At 63.5% G+C, this 24,599-nt stretch carries 27 protein-coding genes; 13 read left to right on the top strand and 14 right to left on the bottom strand.

Annotated elements, in window-relative coordinates; all coding sequences use genetic code 11:
- Positions 1-8: 8 nt before the first annotated feature.
- The gene (locus tag BM059_RS03010; protein WP_074936621.1) at positions 9-491 is read left to right on the top strand and encodes a thioesterase family protein; all 483 of its coding nucleotides are present in this window, start codon (positions 9-11) and stop codon (positions 489-491) included.
- A gap of 57 nt (positions 492-548) precedes the next feature.
- Here BM059_RS03010 and BM059_RS03005 read toward each other — a convergent pair whose 3' ends face one another.
- Positions 549-944: a YkgJ family cysteine cluster protein gene (locus BM059_RS03005; protein WP_037004502.1), complete on the bottom strand. Its 396-nt coding sequence runs from the start codon at positions 942-944 to the stop codon at positions 549-551.
- 230 nt (positions 945-1,174) lie between these two features.
- Between BM059_RS03005 and BM059_RS03000 the strand changes: the two genes are divergently transcribed.
- The 7 genes from BM059_RS03000 to BM059_RS02970 all read left to right on the top strand — a co-directional run bounded on the left by BM059_RS03000 (position 1,175) and on the right by BM059_RS02970 (position 10,561).
- Positions 1,175-4,783, top strand: a complete 3,609-nt coding sequence (locus BM059_RS03000; RefSeq protein WP_074936619.1) for a DUF2339 domain-containing protein — start codon at positions 1,175-1,177, stop codon at positions 4,781-4,783.
- 23 nt (positions 4,784-4,806) lie between these two features.
- A complete protein-coding gene (locus tag BM059_RS02995; protein WP_074936813.1) occupies positions 4,807-6,129 on the top strand; it encodes a DUF3999 domain-containing protein in 1,323 nt (440 codons plus the stop codon).
- A 211-nt stretch (positions 6,130-6,340) separates the two neighbouring features.
- Entirely contained in the window at positions 6,341-8,041 is a 1,701-nt protein-coding gene (locus BM059_RS02990) for a histidine kinase N-terminal 7TM domain-containing diguanylate cyclase (protein ID WP_074936617.1), read from the top strand.
- A gap of 34 nt (positions 8,042-8,075) precedes the next feature.
- On the top strand, positions 8,076-9,083 hold the full coding sequence (locus BM059_RS02985; protein ID WP_037004510.1) for a class 1 fructose-bisphosphatase: 1,008 nt from the start codon (positions 8,076-8,078) through the stop codon (positions 9,081-9,083).
- On the top strand, positions 9,083-9,685 hold the full coding sequence (locus BM059_RS02980) for a DUF924 family protein (RefSeq protein ID WP_074936615.1): 603 nt from the start codon (positions 9,083-9,085) through the stop codon (positions 9,683-9,685). Before BM059_RS02985 ends, BM059_RS02980 begins: the two co-directional genes overlap by 1 nt.
- Positions 9,686-9,754: 69 nt before the next feature.
- The gene (gene bamE / locus BM059_RS02975) at positions 9,755-10,006 is read left to right on the top strand and encodes an outer membrane protein assembly factor BamE domain-containing protein (protein ID WP_037004513.1); all 252 of its coding nucleotides are present in this window, start codon (positions 9,755-9,757) and stop codon (positions 10,004-10,006) included.
- A 12-nt stretch (positions 10,007-10,018) separates the two neighbouring features.
- Complete coding sequence (locus tag BM059_RS02970) at positions 10,019-10,561, top strand: lipocalin family protein (RefSeq protein ID WP_037004518.1); 543 nt, start codon at positions 10,019-10,021, stop codon at positions 10,559-10,561.
- A 193-nt stretch (positions 10,562-10,754) separates the two neighbouring features.
- Here the strand turns inward: BM059_RS02970 and BM059_RS02965 are convergent, their stop codons facing one another.
- Positions 10,755-11,192: a hypothetical protein gene (locus BM059_RS02965; RefSeq protein WP_074936613.1), complete on the bottom strand. Its 438-nt coding sequence runs from the start codon at positions 11,190-11,192 to the stop codon at positions 10,755-10,757.
- A gap of 78 nt (positions 11,193-11,270) precedes the next feature.
- Between BM059_RS02965 and pip the strand changes: the two genes are divergently transcribed.
- Together pip and dtd are read left to right on the top strand one after the other, a co-directional pair.
- Complete coding sequence (gene pip, locus BM059_RS02960; RefSeq protein ID WP_074936611.1) at positions 11,271-12,242, top strand: prolyl aminopeptidase; 972 nt, start codon at positions 11,271-11,273, stop codon at positions 12,240-12,242.
- Positions 12,239-12,676, top strand: coding sequence for a D-aminoacyl-tRNA deacylase (dtd, locus tag BM059_RS02955; RefSeq protein WP_074936609.1), 438 nt, complete (start codon positions 12,239-12,241; stop codon positions 12,674-12,676). Before pip ends, dtd begins: the two co-directional genes overlap by 4 nt.
- A 205-nt stretch (positions 12,677-12,881) precedes the next feature.
- Here the strand turns inward: dtd and BM059_RS02950 are convergent, their stop codons facing one another.
- The 9 genes from BM059_RS02950 to ubiE form a co-directional block, all read right to left on the bottom strand.
- Positions 12,882-13,592, bottom strand: coding sequence for a 16S rRNA (uracil(1498)-N(3))-methyltransferase (locus BM059_RS02950; protein ID WP_074936607.1), 711 nt, complete (start codon positions 13,590-13,592; stop codon positions 12,882-12,884).
- Positions 13,589-14,383, bottom strand: a complete 795-nt coding sequence (gene tatC, locus BM059_RS02945; protein ID WP_037004534.1) for a twin-arginine translocase subunit TatC — start codon at positions 14,381-14,383, stop codon at positions 13,589-13,591. Before tatC ends, BM059_RS02950 begins: the two co-directional genes overlap by 4 nt.
- On the bottom strand, positions 14,380-14,724 hold the full coding sequence (gene tatB, locus BM059_RS02940; RefSeq protein ID WP_074936606.1) for a Sec-independent protein translocase protein TatB: 345 nt from the start codon (positions 14,722-14,724) through the stop codon (positions 14,380-14,382). The genes tatC and tatB overlap by 4 nt, the downstream gene beginning before the upstream one ends.
- 3 nt (positions 14,725-14,727) lie before the next feature.
- Positions 14,728-14,961 carry a twin-arginine translocase TatA/TatE family subunit gene (gene tatA, locus BM059_RS02935; RefSeq protein WP_037004541.1) on the bottom strand — a complete coding sequence of 78 codons (234 nt, stop codon included), beginning with the start codon at positions 14,959-14,961 and terminating at the stop codon, positions 14,728-14,730.
- 23 nt (positions 14,962-14,984) lie between these two features.
- Entirely contained in the window at positions 14,985-15,320 is a 336-nt protein-coding gene (locus tag BM059_RS02930) for a phosphoribosyl-ATP diphosphatase (protein WP_037004543.1), read from the bottom strand.
- Positions 15,313-15,711 (bottom strand): phosphoribosyl-AMP cyclohydrolase, encoded by a 399-nt coding sequence (gene hisI / locus BM059_RS02925; protein ID WP_037004546.1) that lies wholly within the window; start codon positions 15,709-15,711, stop codon positions 15,313-15,315. Before hisI ends, BM059_RS02930 begins: the two co-directional genes overlap by 8 nt.
- Before the next feature lie 70 nt (positions 15,712-15,781).
- Positions 15,782-17,365, bottom strand: coding sequence for a ubiquinone biosynthesis regulatory protein kinase UbiB (gene ubiB / locus BM059_RS02920; protein ID WP_074936604.1), 1,584 nt, complete (start codon positions 17,363-17,365; stop codon positions 15,782-15,784).
- Complete coding sequence (locus BM059_RS02915) at positions 17,362-17,979, bottom strand: ubiquinone biosynthesis accessory factor UbiJ (RefSeq protein WP_074936603.1); 618 nt, start codon at positions 17,977-17,979, stop codon at positions 17,362-17,364. The genes ubiB and BM059_RS02915 overlap by 4 nt, the downstream gene beginning before the upstream one ends.
- Complete coding sequence (gene ubiE / locus BM059_RS02910) at positions 17,979-18,749, bottom strand: bifunctional demethylmenaquinone methyltransferase/2-methoxy-6-polyprenyl-1,4-benzoquinol methylase UbiE (RefSeq protein WP_037004552.1); 771 nt, start codon at positions 18,747-18,749, stop codon at positions 17,979-17,981. Before ubiE ends, BM059_RS02915 begins: the two co-directional genes overlap by 1 nt.
- Before the next feature lie 146 nt (positions 18,750-18,895).
- Here ubiE and BM059_RS02905 point away from each other — a divergent pair, with 146 nt between their 5' ends.
- The 3 genes from BM059_RS02905 (at position 18,896) to BM059_RS02895 (ending at position 20,668) form a co-directional block, all read left to right on the top strand.
- Positions 18,896-19,171: a polyhydroxyalkanoic acid system family protein gene (locus tag BM059_RS02905; protein WP_017678522.1), complete on the top strand. Its 276-nt coding sequence runs from the start codon at positions 18,896-18,898 to the stop codon at positions 19,169-19,171.
- A gap of 170 nt (positions 19,172-19,341) precedes the next feature.
- A complete protein-coding gene (locus tag BM059_RS02900; RefSeq protein ID WP_037004553.1) occupies positions 19,342-19,788 on the top strand; it encodes a phasin family protein in 447 nt (148 codons plus the stop codon).
- A 10-nt stretch (positions 19,789-19,798) separates the two neighbouring features.
- On the top strand, positions 19,799-20,668 hold the full coding sequence (locus tag BM059_RS02895; protein WP_074936601.1) for a phasin family protein: 870 nt from the start codon (positions 19,799-19,801) through the stop codon (positions 20,666-20,668).
- 171 nt (positions 20,669-20,839) lie between these two features.
- On the opposite strand, the gene BM059_RS02890 is transcribed toward BM059_RS02895, so the two are convergent.
- The 3 genes from BM059_RS02890 to phaZ all read right to left on the bottom strand — a co-directional run bounded on the left by BM059_RS02890 (position 20,840) and on the right by phaZ (position 24,519).
- Positions 20,840-21,454 carry a TetR/AcrR family transcriptional regulator gene (locus tag BM059_RS02890; RefSeq protein WP_037004560.1) on the bottom strand — a complete coding sequence of 205 codons (615 nt, stop codon included), beginning with the start codon at positions 21,452-21,454 and terminating at the stop codon, positions 20,840-20,842.
- Between the two features lie 198 nt (positions 21,455-21,652).
- Positions 21,653-23,335 (bottom strand): class II poly(R)-hydroxyalkanoic acid synthase, encoded by a 1,683-nt coding sequence (gene phaC, locus BM059_RS02885; RefSeq protein WP_074936600.1) that lies wholly within the window; start codon positions 23,333-23,335, stop codon positions 21,653-21,655.
- A 326-nt stretch (positions 23,336-23,661) separates the two neighbouring features.
- Complete coding sequence (gene phaZ, locus BM059_RS02880) at positions 23,662-24,519, bottom strand: poly(3-hydroxyalkanoate) depolymerase (protein ID WP_017678527.1); 858 nt, start codon at positions 24,517-24,519, stop codon at positions 23,662-23,664.
- Between the last annotated feature and the right edge of the window lie 80 nt (positions 24,520-24,599).

Genomic DNA, 24,599 nt, shown 5'->3' with positions numbered 1-24,599 from the left:
GTCGTGTCATGTCCGCCAAGCCGCTGACCAGCTACCAAACCAGCATCTCCCCCGATTGGGTCGACTACAACGGTCACTTGCGTGACGCCTTTTACCTGCTGATCTTCAGTCATGCCACCGATGCGCTGATGGATGTGCTGGGCCTGGACGAAGCCGGTCGTGCCCGTACTGGGCACACGCTGTACACCCTGGAATGCCACCTCAACTTCCTGGCGGAGGTGAAGGAGGGCGAGCGGGTGGAGGTGCGCACCCAGCTACTGGCGCACGACGCCAAGCGCCTGCATATCCACCATGGCCTTTACCGGCCGGGCGAAGGCGCCAGCCTGGCGGAAAGCGAGCAGATGCTGATGAATATCGACAGCGCCGCCGGCCGCGCGGCGCTGTTCGACGAACAGGTGGCCGAGCGGGTGGCGCACCTGGCTGCCGAACAGCAGAATCTGCAACGCCCAGCCTGCGTCGGGCGTGTTATCGGCCTGCGCCGAGCTTCGTAGGGTGTCGCGGGGCCGCCCAGGTTGTGCGCACCAGGGGCAGTGCCCGCGTGACCAGCCCTACTTCGGCTTGTACGCGCAATACCCCGGCCGTGGTCCGACCTTGGGGTGATGGCGGCAGGTGTCCGGGCGCTTTTCGTAGACGCTGCACAGGCGCGTCTTGCGATCCAGGAACAGGCAGTCGTTGTTGGACATGCGGATCAGGGTGAAGATGCCCGATTTCTGGTTGAAGCGCTCGACGATGCCGTCCTTCTGCAGGCGCTTGGCGATGTTCTTCGGCGGTTCACTGCGCTCGAACTCGTCCACCAGTTCCAGGCGAATCAGGTCATTCAGGCGCACCTCAACCGGCATGGTGCAGCAGGTAGACATGCAGCTGTGGCACATATCGGCGGTGTATTTGGCCCAGGTTTCCAGGCGGTCGATCTCTGCAGCGGCTATCAGGCGGGGCTTTATCATGGTTTTGGCTATCGTGCGGTCTGCGCCGCTGCTGTCACGGGGCGGCGATGATAGCGGGCGCGTGGCGTTTGTGAAGCACCGGCTGGCGGCTGATCGCTTTCCGTTGTGCCTGTGAACGGCTTGGCAGTCGTCTCTCTGGGTGTTGGTTGGTGCGACTCCTATACTGGTGCCCGTCTCGGGCGGCAGCAGGAGTGCGAGGCGACCTCTTTCTCAGGATTGGGACATAACGCATGCAATGGATCTTCATGCTGGTCGGTTTGGTGCTCGGTGCGGGCGTCAGCGAATCGGTCACCGGCGCACTTCTCGGCGGCTTGATCGGCCTCAGTCTGGGCCAGGCGTTCCGTCTGCAAGGGCTGGAGCAGCGTAATGCTCAACTGGTCGCGCAGCTCAAGGATTTCGCCGAGCGCTTCGACCGCGGTACGCGTTCTATTCACGAGCGGCTGGTCAAGGTCGAGCAGGGCGAGCGAAGCGGGCCGGAGCCGGCCCCGCCTCCCGTGCCTGTTGAGCCTGTTGTCAGTGCTGCGCCCGAGCCCCGGCTCGAACCGGTCTTTGCCGAGGAGCCCCAGCCTGAACTGGACTGGACGCTGGATCCATTGCCGGAAATCGAAACGCCACAATCTATCGACGAGCCTGCACCGCTGGCTGCCCAGGTCGCTCACCAGCCTCAACCGGCAGCGCAGCAAAGCCCTTGGCGCGAACAGGCGCCACGTGAACCGAACCTGATCGAGCGTGGTATCGCCGCGGCCAAGGCCTGGCTGTTTGGCGGCAACACCGTGCTGCGGGTTGGCGTGGTGCTGCTGTTCCTCGGTCTGGCCTTCCTCCTGCGTTACGCCACCGAAGGCGTCGAGGTGCCGGTCGAGCTGCGCTACATGGGCGTCGCGGCCAGTGCCTTGGCCTTGCTTGGCCTGGGCTGGTGGCTGCGCCGGCGCAACCGCAGTTATGCCCTGGTGCTGCAGGGCACCGGCATCGCCGTGCTGTACCTGACAGTATTCGCCGCCATGCGCCTGCATCCGCTGCTCGATCCGGGCATGGCGCTCGGTTTGCTGGTAGCGGTGACGCTGTTCTCGGCGATTCTCGCTGTACAGCAGAATGCCCTCGGCCTGGCGGCTGCGGCGGCGCTCGGCGGCTTCGCCGCGCCGATCCTTACCTCTACCGGCAGCGGCAACCATGTCGCGCTGTTCTCCTACTTCGCCCTGCTCAACGCCGGCATCTTCGCCATCGCCTGGTTCAAGGCATGGCGCCTGCTCAACCTGATCGGTTTCGTCGGCACCTTCGGCATTGGCTTCGCTTGGGGGCTGCGCTCCTACACGCCAGAACTGCTGTGGAGCACCGAGCCATTCCTGGTGCTGTTCTTCCTGATGTACGTGGTCATCGGCCTGCTGTTTGCCCGTCGCACTCTGCGTGACGCGGCGGATGCACCCGAAGCGCGTGACGAGCTGCTGCGCTGGTCGCTGCGCCGTGGCGACTATGTCGATGCCACCACACTGTTCGGCCCGCCGCTGGTCGGCTTCGGCCTGCAGGTCGCATTGGTGCGACATATCGAGTTCGCCGCGGCGTTCAGCGCCCTCGGTCTGGGGCTGTTCTACCTGCTGCTGGCACGGGTGCTCAAGGCGCGTGCTGGCGACCGCGCACTGCTGCTGGTGGAAACCTGCCTGGCGCTCGGCGTGGTATTCGCCAGCCTGGCCATTCCGCTCGGGCTCGACGCGCGCTGGACGGCGGCGGCCTGGGCCGTGGAGGGCGCCGGCATCTTCTGGTTGGGCCTGCGTCAGGGCCGGCCGCTGGCGCGTGCTTTTGCCCTGCTGCTGCAGATGGGAGCGGCTCTGGCCTTTATCAGTGGGCTGGATTACGGCTACGGCAGCCTGCTTGACGGTTCGCCGCTGGGCGCTCTGATGCTCGGTGCGGCGCTGCTGTTCAGCTATTGGCAGCTGCGCCAGGCACCGCAGGCGGCCAGCGCCTGGGAAAACCGCCTACTGCCTTGGCTGGGCCTGGCCGGGTTGGCTTTCATCTACCTGATCGCACCGCTGCTGTTCGAGGCGCCCGGCACTGCCATTGCCTGGGCGTTGGCAGGCCTGGCGACCTTGTTCATCGGTCTGCGTATCGCCGCGCCGAGCTTCGTCTACAGCGCCTTCGCCATCCAGTTGCTCGGTGGCCTGCTGTTCCTTGGGCAGATGGCGCTGGATTCGCTGTTCGGCAGTGGTGGCTTCAGCGGCGGCTGGTTCGGTCTGCTGGCGGCGTCGATGGTGGGTTTCGGTCTGATCGCCGGCATGCTGCTGGCCGCGCGTGACCCACACATTCGTGAGAACCGCCGCCTGCTCGGTGCATTGTCCATGGTGATGCTGGTGGGCCTGGTGTTCATCAACCTGGCGGTGCTGTTCGTGCTGCCTTGGGTGGCGGCTGCCGCGGTGTGGGGCGGTACGGGCCTGCTGATTCTGTGGCTGGCGCTTTACCTGCAGCAGCGCGCGGCGTTCCTGTTCAGCCTGGTATTGCAGCTATTCGCCGGTCTGGCCTTCCTGGCGGCTGGGCCGTTGCTGCTGTCGGGCATCAGTGGCGAGGGTCTTGCGCCGCTGGCACACACCGGCTTCTGGACACCGGCCGTGCTCGGCCTGGCCGCGCAGATCGGCGCATGGCGCCTGCACAGCCTGGCCCGTAGCGGGCGCGAGACGGGGATCGATGGCGTCAGTCTGCAGCGCCTGGGGCAGCTCTTGCTGGCCTGGGGTGCGGCCTGGTGGGCGCTGGCCTTGGCCAGTGAGGTAATGCGCTTCGTTAGCGTTGATCTGCAGGCCAGCGCGCTGCTGGTCCTGGCCGCCCTGTCGAGCCTGGCCTGGATGCTGCTGGCGCTGCGCACCGGCTGGCGCGACCTGGCCATGCTGTGCAGCCTGCTGGCGCCGGTAGCAGGTTTGATCCTGGCTTATGCCTGGCATCCGTTCTATCACCCGGCCGCGAACTTTGGCTGGCTGGGTTGGATCGCCGTGATTGCCGCGCACCTATTGATACTAAGGCGCTTGAACGCGCTGCTGCCGAGCAACGCGGCCAGCGTCGCCCATGTGCTCGGTTGCTGGTTGCTGCTCGGCGTGCTGGCGTTGGAGCTGCGCTATCTGCTGCTGAGCCTGTCCGAGCACTACAACGCCTGGCGCTGGCTGGGCTGGGCGTTGTTGCCGACCGCCTACCTGTGGGGCATGGCACAGGCACGTCGCTTGCCCTGGCCGGTGGTCAGCTTCGAGCGCGAGTACCGGCTATGGGCGGCGGCGCCGCTGGCGGCATTGATGCTCGCCTGGTTCTGGCTGGCCAATGCCAACAGTGCCGGTGACAGCGATCCGCTGCCGTACTTGCCGTTCATCAACCCGCTGGAGCTGGGTTTGCTGCTGTGCCTGGGTGCGCTGTTCGTCTGGGCTCGCGATGCGCTGCCGCGCTTTGGTCTGGAACCTGAACGTGCACAGCAATTGGTGCAGGGCGTTGCAGGGCTGTCGCTGTTCGCCCTGTTGACCGTGATGGTGATGCGCACGGCCCATCACTGGGGCGGCGTGCCCTGGCACAGCTCGGCGCTGTTCGATTCGATGTTGGTGCAGGCCGGTTGGTCCATCGTCTGGACGCTGATCGCCCTGGCGCTGATGCTGTTCGGTCACCTGCGCGTGCGCCGCGAGCTGTGGCTGGTCGGCGCCGCACTGATCGCCCTGGTGGTGGCCAAGCTGTTCTTCGTCGAACTGGGCAACCGCGGTGGCCTGGAGCGGATCGTGTCGTTCATCGGCGTCGGCGTGCTGCTGTTGGTGGTGGGCTATTTTGCCCCGCTGCCACCGCGCAAGGCCGAGGAAGCCGCCCCGAACAAGGAGTCGTTGTCGTGAGAATCATCACTGCGGTAGTGGCCATGAGCCTGGCGCTGATTACCAGCGTACAAGCCGAAGAGCGCCCACAGGACTATCGCCAGCAGATGCCGCTGACCCTGGAGGGCAGCGGCCCCTGGTATCGCGTGGAGCTGCCCATGGCTGTGCATTACGCCGCGCAGCATGGCGATCTGCGCGACCTGCGTATTTTCAACGCGCAGGGCCAGGCGCAGGCTTATGCGCTGCTGGCTGGCCAGGGTGAGTCACGCGATCAAGAGCAGGAGCACGGCGTGCGTTGGTTTCCGCTGCATGCCGATGCGCAGCAGGGCGGCGTGCCACGGCTGCGCGTGCAGCGCAGTACCGATGGCACGCTGATCGAATTGACGGATGACCAGCCGGCGACAGCGCAGCGTCAACTGCGTGGTTGGTTGCTCGATGCCAGTGCCATCGACGCGCCGCTGGTGCGCCTGAACCTGAGCTGGAGTGGTGGCGAGGAGGGCTTTCAGCGCTTTTCCATCGAAGCCAGCGATGATCTGCAGCACTGGCGTAGCTGGGGCGAGGGGCAGGTGGCGCGCCTGAGCTTCGGTGAAGAGCGTATCGACCAGCGCCAGGTGGAGCTGCCGGCCCAGCCTGCGCGTTACCTGCGCCTGCTCTGGCACAGTCCGCAACAGGCGCCACAGCTGGACGCGGTGACGCTGCGCAGCCGCCGTCAGTCGAGCAGCCCGGCGCCGCTGGTCTGGTCTGAACCCATGTCCGCACAAGCTGTGGGTGATGGCCGTTATGAATGGCAGCTGCCGCAAGCACTGCCGCTGGAGCGAGTGCGCATCACTCTGGATGAGCCCAATACCCTGGCGCCGGTCTGGTTTGAGGCGCGCTCGCGTGAGCAGGATCCCTGGCGGGCGCTGACCAATGGCGTGCTCTATCGCCTGCCGCAGGATGGCCGCGAGGTTCGTCTGGACGAGCTGTCCTTGCCGGGCTGGCCGGTGCGCCAACTGCGTCTGAAGGTCGATGCGCGCGGTGGTGGTCTGGGCCAGCAGGCGCCCACGGCGGCGTTTGCGGTACGCGCTACGCAGCTGGTTTTCCTCGCTCGTGGCGAGCCGCCCTATCGCTTGGTAGTGGGGCGCAGCGCTGTGACCTCGGCAGCGCTGCCCATCAGCACGCTGATTCCCGACTATTCGGCCGAGCGCCTGGCTGCGCTGGCGCGTGCCGAGGTCGACGCCAGCACCGCTCAGACTGCCGTTGCGGATGTGCCGGCTGCCCCGAACACGGACTGGAAGCGCTGGGGGCTGTGGGCCGTTTTATTACTGGGCGTGGCCTTGCTGGCCGGCATGGCGGCGAGCCTGTTGCGCAGGCCTGACAAGGGCTGAGTGCTGAAATCGAGAATGCACGTCATTACTGTCTAAGCTGATCTTTTGCAGTATCGTAGGCAGTGTTCACGGTCTCGTCGGTCGGGAAGTAGCGCCGCGTTGTGAGTCGTGAGCAGTTTCGGGTGCGCCGCGCCCTCTACTCTGGTCAGGAAGGCCCGCCCTGCTTGCGTACCTCGACTCGCTTCGCCGCCCCCCGACGGAGGTTCCGTTGATGCAAGCCTGCCTGGCTTCCGGCTGGAGCCTTTCGGCACCGGTGCTGGTGACGCTGCTGGTGTGTCTCGGCGTGGTCCTGCTGGCGCACTGGGTCACTCGCCAGCGCGATTTCCCCGGACGTGACAGCTTCATCCTGTTGCATCTGGCCAGCCTCTGGTGGATGGTGGCTGCAGCGCTGGAAATGACCTTCCTCGGCGCTGACTGCAAGATGTTCTGGGCCAGCATGGCCTGGCCCGGCATCGTTTCCACGCCCACGTTCTGGGCGGTTTTCCTCTGGCAATACGTCAACAGCATGCGCACGCCGCTGGCGCGCAGCAGCATCCTCGGGCTGAGCCTGGTGCCGCTGGCGGTCTGGGTTTTGGCGCTGAGTAATCCTTGGCACGGCCTGTTCTACGGTGCTGGCAGTGCACCGATCGACGCCAGCCTGGGCGCGCCGGTGCGCTACGAGCATGGCCCGCTGTTCTATGCCACTGCCGTCTACGTCTACCTGTTCATGGCCTTCTGCATGGGCGTGGTAACGCGTGCCGCGGCGCTAAGCCAGGGACTGCATCGGCGCCACTACCTGGCTTTCGTGCTGGTGACAGCGGTGCCTTGGGTGGCCAACATCGCTTATGTAGGGTTCGGTGTGACCCTGTTCGGCTTCGATCCAACGCCCTTCAGCTTCGCGTTCACCTTGATGGCGTTCTCCTGGCTGATTGTCGGTGTGCGCCTGTTCGATCTGTTGCCGGTGGCTCGTCATCTGCTGCTCGAAGCCTTGCTCGACCCGGTGCTGGTGATCGACCCGCGTGGGCGAGTGATCGAGGCCAACCCGGCGGCGCTGAAGCTCGCGGGTCTGCAATCGGGATGGCAAGGCACTGCATTGGGGCAGTGGCCGGTCTTCGGCGCCGACCTGCGGCAACTGCTGCAAGAAAGCAGTAATGCCGAGCAGGACCTGCCGCTGACGCTGACCAGCGCCGCGCGCTACTACGAGGTACGCGTGCGGGCCATCCAGCGCGCCACACGCCACGGCCCGACGCTGCTCGGCCATATGCTCTACATCCGTGACGTGACCCAGCGCCACCTCAGTGAACTCAAGCTGGCCGAGGCGCTGGCACTCAGCGAGGAGCGCCTGCGCACCATCTCCAGCCTGCATGAGCAACTGCGCGAGCAGGCCCTGTGCGATCCGCTGACCGGGCTGTACAACCGCCGCTACCTGGACGAATTCTTCGCCCGCGAGCTGGCCAGGGCACAGCGCGAGAACCTGCCACTGGCGCTGGCCCTGATCGATCTCGATCATTTCAAGCGCCTCAACGACGAATGCGGGCATCTGGTCGGTGACGACGTGCTCAAGGCCGTTGCCCAGCACCTGCTGGACAATCTGCGCAGCACCGATGCGGTGTTTCGTATCGGTGGCGAGGAGTTTTTGCTGATATTGCCGGGGGCCGACCCTGGTGAAGCCCGTGAGCGCCTGCAGAGTATCTGCGCGCAGCTGGCCGCTCAGGATGTCGCCACCCGTGGCGGTGACCAGCGTGTGACCCTGTCCGCCGGGCTGGCCTATTGGCCTGAACAGGGGCAGGCGCTCGACGAGTTGCTGCAAGCTGCTGATGCTGCGCTTTACCAGGCCAAACGCGACGGACGTAACCGCGTCTGCGACCTGCTGGCAGACGCCAATCTCAGCCATCCATCCCAGCAGGCAGCATTGCGCGGCGACTCGGGTTAAACTGCGCGCGATTTTTCCCTTTTCGGAGCCGTCCATGTCCCGCGTCACCCTGAGCCGCTACCTGATCGAGCAGACTCGCAGCCACAACACCCCGGCCGACCTGCGTTTCCTTATCGAAGTCGTGGCGCGGGCCTGCAAGGCGATCAGCCATCAGGTCTCCAAGGGCGCCCTCGGCGGCGTGCTGGGCAGCCTGGACAGCGAGAACGTGCAGGGCGAAGTGCAGAAGAAACTCGACGTGATCTCCAACGAAATTCTGCTGGAAGCCAACGAGTGGGGTGGTCACCTGGCCGGCATGGCCTCCGAGGAAATGGACAACGCCTACCAGATTCCCGGCAAGTACCCGAAAGGTGCCTACCTGCTGGTATTCGACCCGCTGGACGGCTCCAGCAACATTGACGTCAACGTCTCGGTCGGCACCATCTTCTCCGTGCTGCGTTGCCCTGAGCGCAATGGCCAGACCGGCGACCTGGGCGAGGAAGCCTTCCTCCAGCCGGGTACCCAGCAGGTCGCGGCCGGCTACGCCATCTATGGCCCACAGACCATGCTGATGCTGACCCTCGGCGACGGCGTGAAGGGCTTCACCCTGGATCGCGAACTGGGCAGCTTCGTGCTCACCCACGACAACATCAAGGTGCCGGAATCCACCAAGGAATTCGCCATCAACATGTCCAACCAGCGCCACTGGGAAGCCCCGGTGCAGCGTTACGTCTCCGAGCTGCTGGCCGGTGAAACCGGGCCGCTGGGGCGTAACTACAACATGCGCTGGATCGCCTCGATGGTGGCCGATGTGCATCGCATCCTCACCCGTGGTGGCGTGTTCATGTACCCGCGTGACGCTCGCGAGCCGGACAAGCCGGGCAAGCTGCGCCTGATGTACGAGGCCAACCCGATGTCGATGATCATCGAACAGGCCGGTGGCGCTGCAACCGACGGTAGCCAGCGTATTCTCGATATTCAGCCTACTTCGCTGCATCAGCGCGTGCCGGTCTACCTCGGCTCGAAAGAAGAAGTGCTGCGCATCACCGCCTACCACCGCAACTGATGCAAGCCTGGCAGCCGCTGCTCGACTGGTGGTTCGGTGCCGATCACGGCACTGCCACCGAGGTGGCAGCGGCGCGCCAGGGGTTGTGGTTCGGTAAGCGCGACAGCCAGGACCGTGAGGCCGAGGCGCGTTTCGGCGTGCTGGTCGAGCAGGCTCTGGCTGGCGAGCTGCAGGGTTGGACGGACGATCCGCACGGTTGGCTGGCGCAATTGATCCTGCTCGATCAGCTGCCGCGCATGATCTTTCGCGACACGCCGCGGGCATTTGCGGGTGACCCACTGGCTCGGCAACTGCTGAGTGATGGCCTGTATCGCGGCTGGGATCGTCAGCTGACGCCTATCCAGCGCGTCTTTGCCTACCTGATCTTCGAGCATGCCGAGGATCTGCCCTTGCAGAACCGCGCGGTCGAGCTGTTTGGTGAGCTGCTGGTCGAAGCCGCTACCAATGAGCAGCCATTGTTCGCGAACTTCCTCGATTTTGCCGAGCGCCATCAGCAGGTGATTGCCCGCTTCGGTCGTTTTCCCCATCGCAATGCGATTCTCGGTCGTGCCTCCAGCGACGAGGAGCAAGCCTTCCTGCGGGAACCCGGCTCGCGTTTCTGAACTCCAATCGGGCAAGTCGTCGCCGGCTATGCCAAGCTTGCTGGCACCTTCTCATCAGGAGCTTCATCCATGTCGATGCGTATCGTCGCGTTGCTCGCCTGCTGTCTGCTTGCCGCCTGCAGCAAGCTCAATCAGGAAAACTACTCCAAGCTCAAAGCGGGCATGAGCAAGCAGGAAGTGGAAAGCCTGCTCGGTGCTCCGGGCGAATGCGCCGGTGCGTTGGGGATGACCAGCTGCACCTGGGGCGACGACAAGGCCTACATCAGCGTCCAGTACGCCGGAGACAAGGTCATGCTGTTCTCCGGCAAGGGACTCAAGTAAACAGGAGCTTCCATGCGTTTGATCCTTATCGCCAGCGCCGTTCTCGCCCTAGCTGGCTGTGCCAACTCCGGTACCGGCAGCATTCAGAAACCGCCACCACAGACCATGCAGGTCGACCTGCAGCGTTACCAGGGCACCTGGTACGAGCTGGCGCGGTTGCCGATGTTCTTCCAGCGCAACTGCGTGCAATCCGAGGCGCACTACGGTCTGCGTGACGATGGCCGCATCGACGTCACCAACCGTTGCCGCGACAAGGACGGTGAATGGATCGAGGCCAAGGGTGTTGCCGAGCCCCAGGTCGAAGGGCAAACCGACAAGCTGTGGGTGCGCTTCGACAACTGGGCCAGCAAGCTGCTGCCGATCAAGGGCGACTACTGGGTGATCTATCACGACGAGGACTACCGCGTGGCGTTGGTCGGCCACCCGGAGCACAAATACCTGTGGCTGCTGTCGCGCACCCCGGAAGTGGATCAGGAAACCCGCGACAAGTTGCTCAGCGTTGCCCGTGAGCAGGGCTACGTTACCTCGGACCTGATCTGGCGTTCGGCCGATTGACACGCCTGTAGCCCGGATTGTCTCGGCTAACTGGGTACGTTAGACCAGCCCCTGTAGGAGCGAGCTTGCTCGCGATCAGATCAGATGGCGAGCATCGAGCATCGAGGATCGCCGGCAAGCCGGCTCCTGCACAGGCGCGGATACGCTTAGCCCGGACTTAATCCGGGTCAGGTCAGTGGGGTGGGCTACGCCTTTACTCCCAGTCCAGGCGCGCCAGCCTCCATTCCCCGCCGTCCAGCCACCATTCCAATTTCACCGAATAGTGTCGTGCACTATCGGGAATCAATCCTTCGGCGCCGCTCAGGCCCACTTGCGTCTCGGTGTAGCCCTTGCTGCTGATGGCCGGATCGATCCAGCTGTTCTTGCCCAGAGCGATCACCTTGATGTTCTTGTGGCGCAGAAACAGCAGGGTCATGGTGCGTTTGGCCCACTCGCGGTCGAGCTCCTGGCGGGCCAGGAAATCACCATGCAATTGATCCAGCACCGCGCCGGTGCTCTTGCCTTCGATATTGTCCTGCAGTTGCTGAACGGCGGCTTCCAAGGCTGCCTGCGGGTCGTCATCAGCGCCACAGCCGGCGAGCAGAAGGGTGAGAGAGATAAACAGCGAGCCAGCCAGATGACGCATCGACATGCTGAACTTCCTTTTCATGGTTATGATGCCGGGCAGAGTGGAACACGGCAGTTGTAGCCCAGCCAACAGGAGCCAACCATGCAGACTTTGTATCCGGAGATCAAACCCTATGCCCGCCACGAACTGGCGGTCGAGCCGCCGCACGTGCTGTACGTCGACGAGAGCGGCTCGGCGGATGGGTTGCCGGTACTGTTTATCCATGGTGGCCCCGGCGCTGGCTGCGATTCAGCCAGCCGCCGCTATTTCGATCCTGCCTTGTATCGTATCGTCACTTTCGACCAGCGCGGTTGTGGCCGTTCCACACCGCACGCGAGCCTGGAGAGCAACACCACCCAGGCGCTGATCGCCGATATCGAGCGCATTCGCGAGCATCTGGGTATCGACAAGTTCGTGCTGTTCGGCGGCTCATGGGGTTCTACCCTGGCGCTGGCCTATGCCCAGGCGCATGCGCAGCGCGTGCATGGGCTGATCCTGCGGGGCATCTTCCTGTGCCGGCCGCAGGAGTTCAGCTGGTTCTATCAGGAAGGCGCCAGCCGGCTGTTCCCCGATTACTGGGAAGACTACGTCGCGCCGATCCCGGCAGAAGAGCGTGGCGACCTGATGAAGGCCTTCTACAAGCGTCTGACCGGCGCCGATCAGATCGCCCAGATGCACGCGGCCAAGGCCTGGTCGACCTGGGAAGGGCGCACTGCCACGCTGCGTCCGAACTCCCAGGTGGTCGAGCGCTTCAGTGACGCCCATCGCGCACTGTCCATCGCCCGTATCGAATGTCACTACTTCGTCAACGACGCCTTTCTCGAACCCAACCAGTTGCTCCGTGACATGCCGAAGATCGCTCACCTGCCGGGCATCATCGTGCATGGCCGTTACGATGCCATCTGCCCGCTGGACAACGCGTGGGCGCTGCATCAGACCTGGCCCAACAGTGAGCTGCAGATCATCCGTGATGCCGGCCACTCGGCGGCGGAGCCGGGTATCACAGACGCGCTGATCCGTGCGGCTGAACAGATGGCTCGGCGTCTGCTCGATTTGCCGCCGGAGGATGCATGAAGCTGCTGATCCAGCGCGTCACTGGTGCACGTGTCGAGGTCGACGGTGAGGTAGTGGGCAGCATCGATCAGGGCCTGCTGGCACTGATCGGCATTGAGCCGCAGGACGATCAGGCCAGCCTGAATCGCGCATTGCACAAACTGCTGAATTACCGCGTATTCAGCGATGAGGCTGGCAAGATGAATCGCTCGCTGACGGATGTGCAGGGCGGTTTGCTGTTGGTCTCGCAGTTCACTTTGGCGGCCGATACCAAAAGCGGCATGCGCCCTGGCTTCTCCAGTGCCGCACCACCTGCGCAAGGTGCTGCGCTGTTCGACGGCTTGGTCGAGCTGGCCCGTGTCCAGCATCCACAGGTCGCCACCGGACGCTTCGGTGCCAACATGCAGGTACATCTGGTCAACGACGGGCCGGTGACCTTCTTGTTGGAGGTGTGAGCCTGGCGTTGAGGGCGCGACCAGTCCTCAAGGCACCTTCACAGCTTTCGCGGCTAAAGCCCCTCCCACAAGAGCGTGGATGCGCTGGAAAAAGCAGGCATGCCACTTCCCTGTGGGAACCAATCAGCGCTGTGCGGGTGGACAACGCGAAGCTTGTCCACCGCCCGTAGGGTGCGCCGCGCGCACCAGCGGTTCAGAGGGGCGATCAGAACAACCTGGCCAGCAACGCTGGCACGGCTGTCTCCACTCGCAAGATTCGCTCGCCGAGCTGCACCGGCCGCAGGCCTGCGGCTTCACGCAGTAGTTCGACTTCGTAGGGAATCCAGCCGCCTTCTGGGCCGATGGCCAGGGTTACCGGGCCTTGCACGGCACGCGGGCAGTCTGGGTAATCACCTGGGTGGCCGGTCAGGCCGAGTGTTCCTGCCGCCAGGGCTGGCAGTCGATCTTCGACGAAGGGTTTGAAGCGCTTCTCGATGCTCACCTCGGGCAGCACGGTATCGCGCGACTGTTCCAGGCCGAGGATCAGCTGTTCGCGGATCGCCTCGGCCTCGAGGAATGGCGTCTGCCAGAAGCTCTTCTCCACGCGATAGCTGTTGACCAGCACCAGGCGCGCTACGCCCATGGCACTGACGGTTTGCAGCACGCGTTTGAGCATCTTCGGTCGGGGCAGGGCGAGGATCAGGGTCAGTGGCAGCTTGGTCGGTGGCGACTGGTCGAGGCTGATCTGCAGCTCGGCATGCTCGGCATCCAGCACAAGCAGATGACCTTCGCCCATCATCCCGCCGAGGCGGCCAACGCGCAGCCGGTCACCGGCTTCGGCGCGATGCACCTCATGCAGATGTTTCAGGCGTCGGCCGGTGAGACGAGCCCGATCGACGCCGACAAAATCGGCGTCTTCCAGCAGCAGGAGGTTCACGATAGTGGCGCGGGCGGCTGGTCTTCGGGCTCAGTCTGTTCCTCGGCCTGCTCCTCATCGCGTTTGCGTTTGACCAGTGCGCCAGCCAGCAGGCCGCTTTCGAACAGCAGCCACATCGGCACGGCCAGCAGCGTCTGCGAGAACACGTCCGGTGGCGTCAGCACCATGCCGACCACGAAACAGCCGACGATCACGTAGGGGCGGCTCTTGCGCAGCGTGGCGACGTCGACCAGCCCGACCCAGATCACCAGGAAGGTGGCGATGGGGATCTCGAAGGCCACGCCGAAGGCGAAGAACAGGGTCAGGACGAAGTCCAGGTACTGGCCGATGTCGGTCATCATCGCCACGCCTTCCGGCGTCACACTGGCGAAGAAACCGAACATGATCGGGAACACCACGAAGTAGGCGAAGGCCATGCCGCCATAGAACAGGAAGATGCTGGAAACCAGCAGCGGTACCGCGATACGGCGTTCGTGGGTGTAAAGCCCTGGGGCGATGAAGCCCCAGATCTGGTGCAGGATCACTGGCATGCCGAGAAACAATGCACACATCAGTGTCAGCTTGAATGGCGTGAGGAACGGCGAGGCGACACCGGTTGCGATCATCGTCGCGCCCGCCGGCAGATAGGCACGCAACGGTGCCGCCACCAAGGCGTAGATATCCTGAGCGAAGTAGAACAGGCCGGCGAAGATCAGCAGGATGATCACGACGCAGCGCAGCAGGCGAGTACGCAGCTCGGCCAAGTGCGAGACCAGGGGCATTTCCTGGTCGGCTTGTGGATTATTGCTCATGGCAGGGGACTCTTGTCCTGAACGCTCGGGGTCGTGTCGGCGGTCGGTTTGGCGCTGTTCTCTGCTGGCGGATTGTCGCTTTTGCCGGTGCCGAGAATGTCCTGCTTCATCGCCTGCATTTCCCGCTCGAGTTCGAGAATCCGCTCGTTGTGCAACTGACGGCGAATCTCATCGGCGCCGATCTCGCGTTCCACCTCGGCCTTGATCGAGTTGAAGCTGCGCTTGATCCGGCCGATCCACAGGCTGGCTGTGCGCACTGCACCAGGCAGGCGCTCGGGGCCGAGCACCACCAGGGCCACCAGACCGACCAGTAATAGCTCGGTAAAACCGATGTCGAACATGGCTTAGTCTTTCTTCGCCGGCTCTTCGACCTTGCGTGCCTGGGCGTCGATGGTCTGGCCCTTGGGCTCTTCCACGGCCGGTTTGTCGGCCTCGGCGTTGTCCATCGATTTGCGGAAGCCCTTGATCGCGTCGCCCAGATCCGAGCCCAAATTCTTCAGGCGCTTGGTGCCGAACAGCATGACCACGATGAGCAGGACGATCAGGAGTTGCCAGATGCTGATACCACCAAAACCCATGATATGTACTCCGTTATGAAGGTTTATTCGGATTGCGGTCGCGCGGCTTTTTCCGCGTGGCCGGAGAGGCCGAAACGGCGATCCAGTTCATCCAGCACGGCCTGGGGATGCTGACCGAGTGCGGCGAGCATGACCAGGCTATGGAACCACAGATCAGCGGTTTCGTAGATCAGATCCTTGCAATCACCGCTGGTAGCGGCGTCCTTGGCAGCGAGGATGGTTTCCACCGACTCCTCGCCAACTTTTTCCAGAATCTTGTTCAGACCCTTGTGATACAGACTGGCCACGTAGGAGCTATCGGGCGCTGCGCCCTTGCGCGACTCCAGTACTTCGGCCAGGCGATCAAGCGTGTCACTCATGACTGTGTCCTGCATAGATGGCGTGCGGATCTTTCAGTACCGCTTCAACGGTTTTCCAGTTGCCATTCTCGTAAACGCGGTAAAAGCAGCTTTCGCGGCCCGTGTGGCAGGCGATGCCGCCCAGTTGTTCGACCATCAGCACGATCACGTCAGCATCGCAGTCCAGGCGCAGTTCATGCAGTTTCTGCACGTGGCCGGACTCCTCGCCCTTGCGCCACAGCTTACCGCGCGAGCGCGACCAATAGATGGCGCGTTGCTCGTTGACGGTAAGGGAAAGGGATTCGCGGTTCATCCAGGCCATCATCAGAATGCGGCCGGTCTGGTGATCCTGGGCGATGGCCGGCACCAGGCCGTCTTCGTTCCAGCGGATTTCGTCGAGCCAATCGTTCATCGGTGTTCCAAGTCTGCCGGGGCTGCCGGACTGTCAATTCGCCAAGTGTGCCAGTGCCGTCGCTAGCTGGCTATCGGCGCAGTACCAGATAGAGGCCGCCGCCGACCATCAGCCAGGCGGGCCAGGCTGCGAGCAGCGGCGCCAGCCCCTGAATGGTGCCGGCGCCAATCAGGGCCGCACCGAGCAGGCGTAGCGGCCAGTGGCCGCTGCTCGGGCGCTGTTCTTCGCGTTGTGATTGCTGCAGGCGATCCAGAGTATCGCGGGCAATCTGTGACAGGTGTGGCACCTGCTCGGCCTGTTGTTGCAGGTTGCGCAGCAGGTGCAGGGGGCTGATGCGTTCGCGCATCCAGCGCTCGAGGAAGGGCTGGGCGGTACTCCACAGGTCCAGATCCGGATACAGCTGGCGGCCGAGGCCCTCGATGTTGAGCAGGGTCTTCTGCAGCAGCAGCAGTTGTGGCTGGACTTCCATGTTGAAGCGACGTGCAGTCTGGAACAGGCGCAGCAGCAACTGACCGAAGGAGATGTCCTTCAGTGGCCGCTCGAAGATCGGCTCGCAAACGGTGCGGATAGCGGCCTCGAATTCGTTGACCTTGGTTTCTGCCGGCACCCAGCCGGAGTCGATATGCAGTTGCGCGACCTTGCGGTAGTCGCGCTTGAAGAACGCCAGCAGGTTGCGCGCCAGGTAGTCCTGGTCCTCGTCGGTAAGACTGCCGACGATGCCGCAGTCGATGGCGATGTACTGCGGGCTCCAGGGAGTGCGCGTGCTGACGAAGATGTTGCCGGGGTGCATGTCGGCGTGGAAGAAGCTGTCGCGGAACACCTGGGTGAAGAAGATCTCCACACCACGTTCGGCCAAGAGCTTCATGTCGGTGCGCTGGTCGGCCAGGGTCGCCAGGTCAGTGACCGGAATGCCGTAGATGCGCTCCATCACCAACACCTGGTGGCGGCACAGGTCCCAGTACACCTGCGGGACGTAGAGCAGCGGCGAACCGTCGAAATTGCGCCGCAGCTGGCTGGCGTTGGCCGCCTCGCGCAGCAGGTCGAGTTCGTCGTAGATGGTCTTCTCGTAATCGCTGACCACTTCCACCGGATGCAGGCGGCGGGCGTCTGCCGAGGCTTTCTCGGCGATGCGGGCGATCAAGAACAGCCAGGCCAGGTCCTGGCGGATCACCGGCTTGAGGCCTGGGCGCACCACCTTGACCACCACTTCCTCGCCCGTCTTGAGCTGCGCAGCATGTACCTGTGCGACCGAAGCCGAGGCCAGCGGCTGGCTGTCGAAGCGGGCGAACAGTTCGCTCACTGGCGCGCCGAGCTGGCGCTCGATCAGGGCGATGGACTGCGCTTCCGGGAAGGGCGGTACCTGATCCTGCAGGCGCGCCAGTTCATCGGCAATGTCCGGCGGCATCAGGTCGCGGCGGGTGGACAGCAGTTGGCCGAACTTGATGAAGATCGGGCCGAGGTCTTCGAGCGCCAGGCGCAGGCGTGCGCCGCGCGACAGGTCGAGCGGCTTGCGTGGCAGCCAGCGCCAGGGCAGGAGGCAGGACAGTGCGCGCAACCAGAATGGCAGCGGCAGCTCGAAGAGCATTTCGTCCAGTTGATAGCGGATGACTACGCGCTGAATGCGCAGCAGACGGCGAACGGCAAGCAGCTTCATGCGTCGGACTTATTGGCAGAAGTGAGGCGCTCGATGCGTGCTTCCAGGCGGTCGAGGGCGAGTTTGAGTTGGTCCAGCTCGGCGAAGCGCACATCGGCTTCGCGCTGACCTACCAGGGTGCGTGACTCTTCGGCCAGGTAATCGGCCAGGTCCTGCTTGAGGCTGGCGGCGCCGTTAGTGGCCAGGTTGACTCGGCTACGCAGGTGGCCAGCGAGCAGGGTAGTGGCCACCGGGCCGACCCAGCGCGAAATTTCGTATTCCCAGTCCAGCTCCAGGTCCTGGAGGATGCCGGCCAACTGCAGCAGCACCGCGCTGTCGCCATCGAGTGAGACTTCCGGGCGGTGCAATACGGCTGTCTTTTCGCGGCTCAGGGCCAGGCGTGCCAGGCTGGCGGCTGGTGCGGTGAGCGTGCAGTCGGCCGGTGCGTGCCACTGTGATGCCAACTGCAGGCCATCACCGCTGGGCAGGATGAACAGCTCCAGGGCGGGACTCTGGCAATGCACGGCGATGACCTTGCCGCTCAGTGCCTGCAGGCGTGGCAAGGCCGTGCCATCGAGGCCGAGAACCCGGTTGAGGCCCGTTTCGACGCCTGCCAGCAGTCCGGTTATGAGCATTAAGGCTTGATGCCGCGGTGCAAGGCGACGATGCCGCCGGTCATGTTGTGGTAAGTGACGCGCTCGAAGCCGGCGTCGACCATCATCGCCTTGAGGGTTTCCTGATCCGGGTGCATGCGGATCGATTCGGCGAGGTAGCGGTAGCTTTCCGAGTCATTGCTGATCAGCTTGCCGGCCAGCGGCATGAAGCTGAACGAATAGGTGTCGTAGACCTTGGCCAGCAGCGGGTTGCCGGGCTTGGAGAACTCCAGCACCAACAGGCGGCCGCCGGGCTTGAGTACGCGCAGCATCGAGCGCAGGGCGTCTTCCTTGTGGGTGACGTTTCGCAGGCCGAAGGCGATGGTGACCACGTCGAAGTGGTTGTCGGGGAACGGCAGCTTCTCGGCATCGGCCTGAACGAACTGCACGTTGCCGGCCACGCCCTTGTCCAGCAGGCGGTCGCGGCCGACCTTGAGCATGGATTCGTTGATATCTGCCAACACCACTTCGCCGGTCGGGCCGACGATGCTGGCGAACTTGCGGGTCAGGTCACCGGTGCCGCCGGCGATATCCAGTACACGATTGCCCGTGCGCACGCCGGACAGCTCGATGGTGAAACGCTTCCACAGGCGATGAAGGCCACCGGACAGCACGTCGTTCATCAGGTCGTACTTGGCCGCCACCGAATGGAAGACTTCCGCTACCTTCTCCGCCTTCTGGCTTTCCGGCACATCCTGGAAACCGAAGTGGGTGGTAGGTTCCTGCTCGTTGGCCTTGCGTGGATCGCTCATGTCGCTCTCACCAGGTAAAAAACCTCGCCATTCTAAAGCCGCCTGCCGCCTTTGTCTTGCCTGGGTGCCAGGTGGGTTGGCGGGCTGTTAGAGTGCTGTGACTTCATGCCGCAGTGCTGCGGCGTCTGCCTGATTGAGGAGCTGTCATGTCCCGCATTCGTGTCGAACGATCCCACTCTCTCGGCCGTGAGGCCGCCCGTGAAAAGGCCGAGCGCCTGGCCGAACGCCTGGCCAGCGAGTACGACGTGCGCTATCGCTGGAATGGCGACACCCTGGAGTTCAAGCGCAGCGGTGCCGATGGCAGCATCGCGGTGGGTGAGGATACCGTGCGCGTGGAGCTCAAACTTGGGCTGTTGTTGTCGCCCATGGGCGGCATGATTCAGCGTGAAATCGAACAGGTGCTGGACAAGTCGCTGGCCTGAGAGCGGCAGCAAGCCGGTAGGGTGCGCTGTGCGCACCTTCGCTGGGGTGCTTGAGCATGCGTGCTGTCGCCTGCTCTTAGTATGCGATTTCTAATTTTTCTCCTTAGGGTGTACCCAAGCCTGCATTCCGTGGGCGTTTCCGCTAACTGTCAAAGCGCGTGAGGTGCACCATGTCGAAAGTATCCGTGAAGAAAAAAGTAGAAACCGTGGTCGAAGACAAAGCCGGTCTGTTCGACGACGTGAAGGGCTATGCCCGCAAGATCTACCTCGCTGGTCTGGGCGCTTACGCCAAGGCGGGTGTCGAGGGGGCTGAATACTTCAAGGAACTGGTCAAGGCCGGTGAAGGCGTCGAGAGCAAAGGCAAGAAGCTGGTCGACGAGCAGGTAGAAGCCGCCAACAGCCAGATCGAATCGGTCAAGCAGTCGGTCAACAGCAATGTCACCAGCGTTAAAGGCAAAGTCGAAGTTCAACTCGACAAGATCGAGAAGGCTTTCGATACTCGTGTGGCTTCCGCTCTGAACCGTATCGGCATTCCGTCCAAGCAGGATGTTGAAGGACTCTCTGCTAAGCTGGATGAGCTGAGCGCGTTGCTCGAGCATGTCGCGCGTACCAAATAAGGAGATCAGGATGGCTGTTAAGAAGAAAACCGAGAAACAGACCAGCTCCTGGATCGGCGAGGTCGAGAAATACTCGCGTCAGATCTGGTTGGCAGGCTTGGGCGCTTATTCCAAGGTCAGCAAGGACGGCACCAAGCTGTTCGATACGCTGGTCAAGGATGGCGAGAAGGCTGAGAAACTAGCCAAGAGCGAAGTCGATAAGCAGGTTGATGCAGTTAAAACCGGTGTCGGTTCCAAGGTCGGTTCCGCCAAGTCCAAGGTCGATGAAGTCCGGGGCAAGGCGATCGGCAAATGGGGCGAGCTGGAAGAGGCTTTCGACAAGCGTCTGAACAATGCCATCTCGCGCCTGGGCGTACCCAGCCGCAACGAGGTCAAGGCGTTGAACGACAAGGTCGACAGCCTGACCAAGCAGCTGGAGAAAATCACAGGTGTGTCGGCCAAGTCGGTCGCCAAGCCTGCTGCCAAAGCCGCGCCGAAACCCGCCGCCAAGGCTGCTGCCAAGCCGGCTGCGAAAGCTGCTGCCAAACCCGCTGCAAAACCGGCCGCCAAGCCAGTTGCTAAAGCAGCAGCCAAGCCAGCCGCCAAACCTGCCGCTGCGAAAGCTGCCGCGAAGCCAGCAGCTAAACCTGCGGCCAAGCCCGCGGCGAAGCCGGCCGCCAAGGCTGCAGCGAAACCCGCTGCCAAGCCTGCAGCAGCCGCCAAGCCAGCAGCCAAGCCTGCGGCCAAACCGGCTGCGGCGAAGAAACCGGCTGCGAAAAAGCCTGCTGCGCCCAAGGCAGCTGCACCGAAGCCGGCCGCTCCAGCCCCGGCTGCCGCTGCTACCCCGGCCGCTGCACCGGCTCCGGCTGCCACTGCGGCAACCCCAGCCACTTCGTCCTGAGTTTCTCAGGATCAAAAACGCCCGGCCTAGTGCCGGGCGTTTTCATTTCAGGCTGTAAGGCTCGCCATGCGCAGCAACCGAGGATGTGCCTCAGGTTTGTAGGGTGGGTGTAACTCGCCATTTGCGTTCTGGCGGGTTTCACCCGTCCTGCGGCCAGCGCACGGCCGTGTATCAGGCTTCCAGATAACGCTGTGCCAGGTGCTCGACGGTGCCGCGTGAGGGCTGGTTCAGGTGCGGTGCCACCAGCATCATGATCTGGTACACCACCAGGCGCACTTCACCTTCTTGGTTAAGGATGCGCTGGTAGTCGAGGGAGAACAGCAGGGTCAGGGTGATCTGCTCGACCAGTTGGCCGAGCGCCTGTGTGCCGCTGTTCAGTTGCCCATCGGCCATCAAACGGGCGAGCAGCGCCGCCAGGGTGCGCTTGAGGGCGTTGAGCCAATGGCGAATGCCGCGCGCCAGTTTTGGCAGACGCCCTGTCAGGTTGGACATATCCTGGAAGAGAAAGCGGTACTGCGACAGGCGTTCTACGATCAGGTGCAGGAACAGCCAGTAATCCTCGACGTCCAGCTGGGCTTCGGCTGGTGGGTCGAGCAATGGTGCCATCTCGCCCTGGAAACGCTCGAACAGCTCCAGCACGAGCGGTTCCTTGCCATGGAAATGGTAGTAGAGGTTGCCCGGGCTGATGTCCAGCTCGTTGGCGATCTCCAGGGTCGAAACGTTGGGCTCACCCTGCTCGTTGAACAGCTGCAGGGCGGTTTGCAGAATGCGTTCGCGGGTTTTCATCCTTGGCTTCTTGTTCGGCTGGGCGCGAAGGGCTGACGATAACTGGCCGCGCTGCTGCCGGCCATCCCTTTAGTAAAAGTCGCGTAGTGACGCCTCTAATCCTTCTCCCTCGGGGAGAAGGTGGCGCGAAGCGCCGGATGAGGGATGCGGGCATACCGCGCAGGCTTTGCTGACGCTGGGCCTTCGTGGTATGCCACTTCAACGGATATGCACGTAGGTGCCGGGCGCCGCTTCCATGGCCGGATGGTTCTGGTTACCCAGGGCCATGAGGGTTTCACGTTGCTCGCCGGAGCGCGCCTGAATCCATTCCAGCCATTGCGGCCACCAACTGCCCTGCTGGTGCTGGGCGTCGTGGTACCAGGCACGCGGGTCAGAGGTGAGCTTGGCATTCTCGTAGTAGTTGGCCTTGGGGTTGCCCGGCGGGTTGAGAATGCTCTGGATATGGCCGCTGTTGGACAGGATGAAGCGGCGGTTGCCGCCGAGCAGCAGGGTTGAACGGTAGACCGCGTCCCAGGGCGTGATGTGATCGTTGATGCCGGCCACGCTGAAGCTGTCGACGTTGACCTTGGCCAGGTCCACCGGCGTGCCGCAGACTTCAAGGCCGCCTGCGCGACTGAGCGGGTTGTGCTTGAAGAAATCGATCAGATCGCCATGCAGCGCAGCGGGCAGACGGGTGTTGTCGTTGTTCCAGTAGAGGATGTCGAAGGCCGGCGGCTGCTTGCCGAGCAGATAGTTGTTGATCCAGTAGTTCCAGATCAGGTCGTTGGGGCGCATCCAGGCGAAGACCCTGGCCATGTCGCGACCGTCCAGCACACCTTGCTGGTAGGAGCGGCGCTTGGCCGACTCCAGGGTTTCTTCGTCGGCAAAGAGCATGGCCGGGCTGTCGATCTGGCTGTCGAGCAGGCTGACCATGTAGGTGGCGCTGGCGATCTTGCGCAATTGCCGACGCGCCTGCAGGTGGCCCTGCAGGGCGGCGCTGGTCAGGCCGCCGGCGCAGGCGCCGAGCAGGTTGACGTCCTTGCTGCCAGTGATCGCGCGGCAGGCGTCGACGGCTTCCTCGACCGCCTGCACATAGCTCGACAGGCCCCACTCGCGATGCCGTGGATCGGGGTTGCGCCAGCTGATCATGAAGGTTTGCAGGCCATTCTTCAGTGCGTACTGGACGAAGCTCTTGTCGTTGGACAGGTCGAATATGTAGTACTTGTTGATCTGCGGCGGCACGATCAGCAGTGGGCGCAGGTACTGCTTTTCGCTCATCGGCTTGTACTGGATCAGTTCCAGCAACTCGTTGCGAAACACCACTGCACCAGGGGTGCAGGCCAGGTTACGGCCGACCTCGAAGGCATGCTTGGTGACCTGGCTGGGCATGCCATCGTTGTGCAGCAGGTCGTCGAGCAGATGGCGCAAGCCCTTGAAGGCGCTGCTGCCACCGGTATTGAACAGCTCCTTGAGCGCCTGCGGGTTGAGCGGGCTGTTGGAGGGCGACAGCGCGTCGCTCATCAGCGCGGCGAGAAAGCGCGCGCGGGCGCGGTCATCGGCTGACAGGTCGCTGTCGTCGATCCAGGCCGCCAGTTGCTTCTGCCACGCCAGGTAGGCCTGCAGGCTGCGGCGGTATAAGGGGTTGAGGTGCCAGGTTGGATCGGCGAAACGCGCGTCTTGCGGATTGACCTTGTGCAGCGTGTCACCGAGCAGCACCCGGCCCAGCTGACCACCGAAGGCCAGCAGGTGACGCCCGCTGCGCACCGGGTTCTTCAGGCCCTGGGCGGCCAGCAGGCGCATGGTGGATAACAGATCGCGACCGCGTACGCCCACTACCGCGCTCTGGGCGTTCATGAAACTGGCAGGTGCCGGCAGTGAGGCCGGGTTCGACTTGTCTCGCATGGTGTAACACTCCATCGTCAAACCGCCTGGCAAGCCGTTGAAAACGACCTGCAAGAGACTTTCATGGCGCGGACTGCCTGACGCGCACCTTGTGCTTGTGCACGATGTGCAGCAAGCCCTGTACCAAACGCGCGGGAGGTCCGTCCCAGAGCACTGGCTGGAAAATCGAAGGGGCCGTTACCGGCCCCTTCTTCGAGCACGCCCAACATTGCGCACTAAGCTGGTGCGGGTCAACAAGCCGTCAGAAAGCTACTTCGGCTTTGGCTTCCTGCATCGCTCTACCTCCTGCATCCATGCAGTCTTCGCCTACGTTTTCGAACGGTTTGCTAGTGCTGGCGCACAGGTGTTGGCTGCGGGTGCATCACCGCGCGATGCCGTTCCTCTTCGAGAAACTTCATGATGATCGGTGCCACCGCTTCGGCGCGGGTCACCAGGAACAGGTGGCCATCGTCGATGACGTGCAATTCGGCGTTGGGAATGCGCCAGGCCAGCAGGCGCATGTTGATCAGCGGGATCAGTGGGTCGTCGTCGCCAGCCATCACCAGCGTCGGTTGGCGGATCTTGTGCAGCCAGTGGATGCTGGTCCAGCCGAGGCCGGCGAACAGTTGCCAGTAGTAGCCCATCTTGCCGCCCGAGCGCACCTTGCTGGCATGCGCCATGGCCAACTTGGGATCGCGGCGAAAGGCGCCGCCGTAGATGTCCGGGGCGATGCGCACGCCGTAGGACGGTTGCACGTAGCGCCGCGGGCTGGCCATACGCCAGAGCACCTTGGGCTTGCCCGGCACCATCACCGCGCCAGCCGAGGTGGCGGCGAGGATCAACTTCTTGCAGCGCTCGGGGTAGTCATGGGCGAACTGCTGGGCCAGGGCGCCGCCCCAGGACACGCCGATGGCATTGACCTGACCGTAGTCGAGGTAGTCCAACATGCGTGCCGCAAGCTTGGCCAGGCCGGGAAACCGGTAGGGCGTGGCCGGAGTCGATGAACCACCAACGCCGGGAACGTCGAAGGCGATGATTTCCAGCTCCGGGTCGAGGGCGGCGACGAAGGGCATCACCAGCTCCAGGTTGGCGCCGATGCCGTTGAAGATCAGCAGCGGCACCAACTGGCTGTTGCCCGGCCGCACTGCCGTGCGGATGGTCTGCCCATCGAGATCGATGGTGCGGAATACGAATGGTTGCGGCATGGGCGCAGCCCCTATGGAGTTGAGCGCTGGAGGCGACGATCCTGGCCGCTTCCAGAATGACCAGGGCTAGCCTGGTTCGT

Source organism: Ectopseudomonas composti (assembly GCF_900115475.1).
Taxonomy (GTDB): domain Bacteria; phylum Pseudomonadota; class Gammaproteobacteria; order Pseudomonadales; family Pseudomonadaceae; genus Aquipseudomonas; species Aquipseudomonas composti.
Note: the sequence above shows the minus strand (reverse complement) of the source record. Positions and strands in the feature narration are given on the sequence as shown.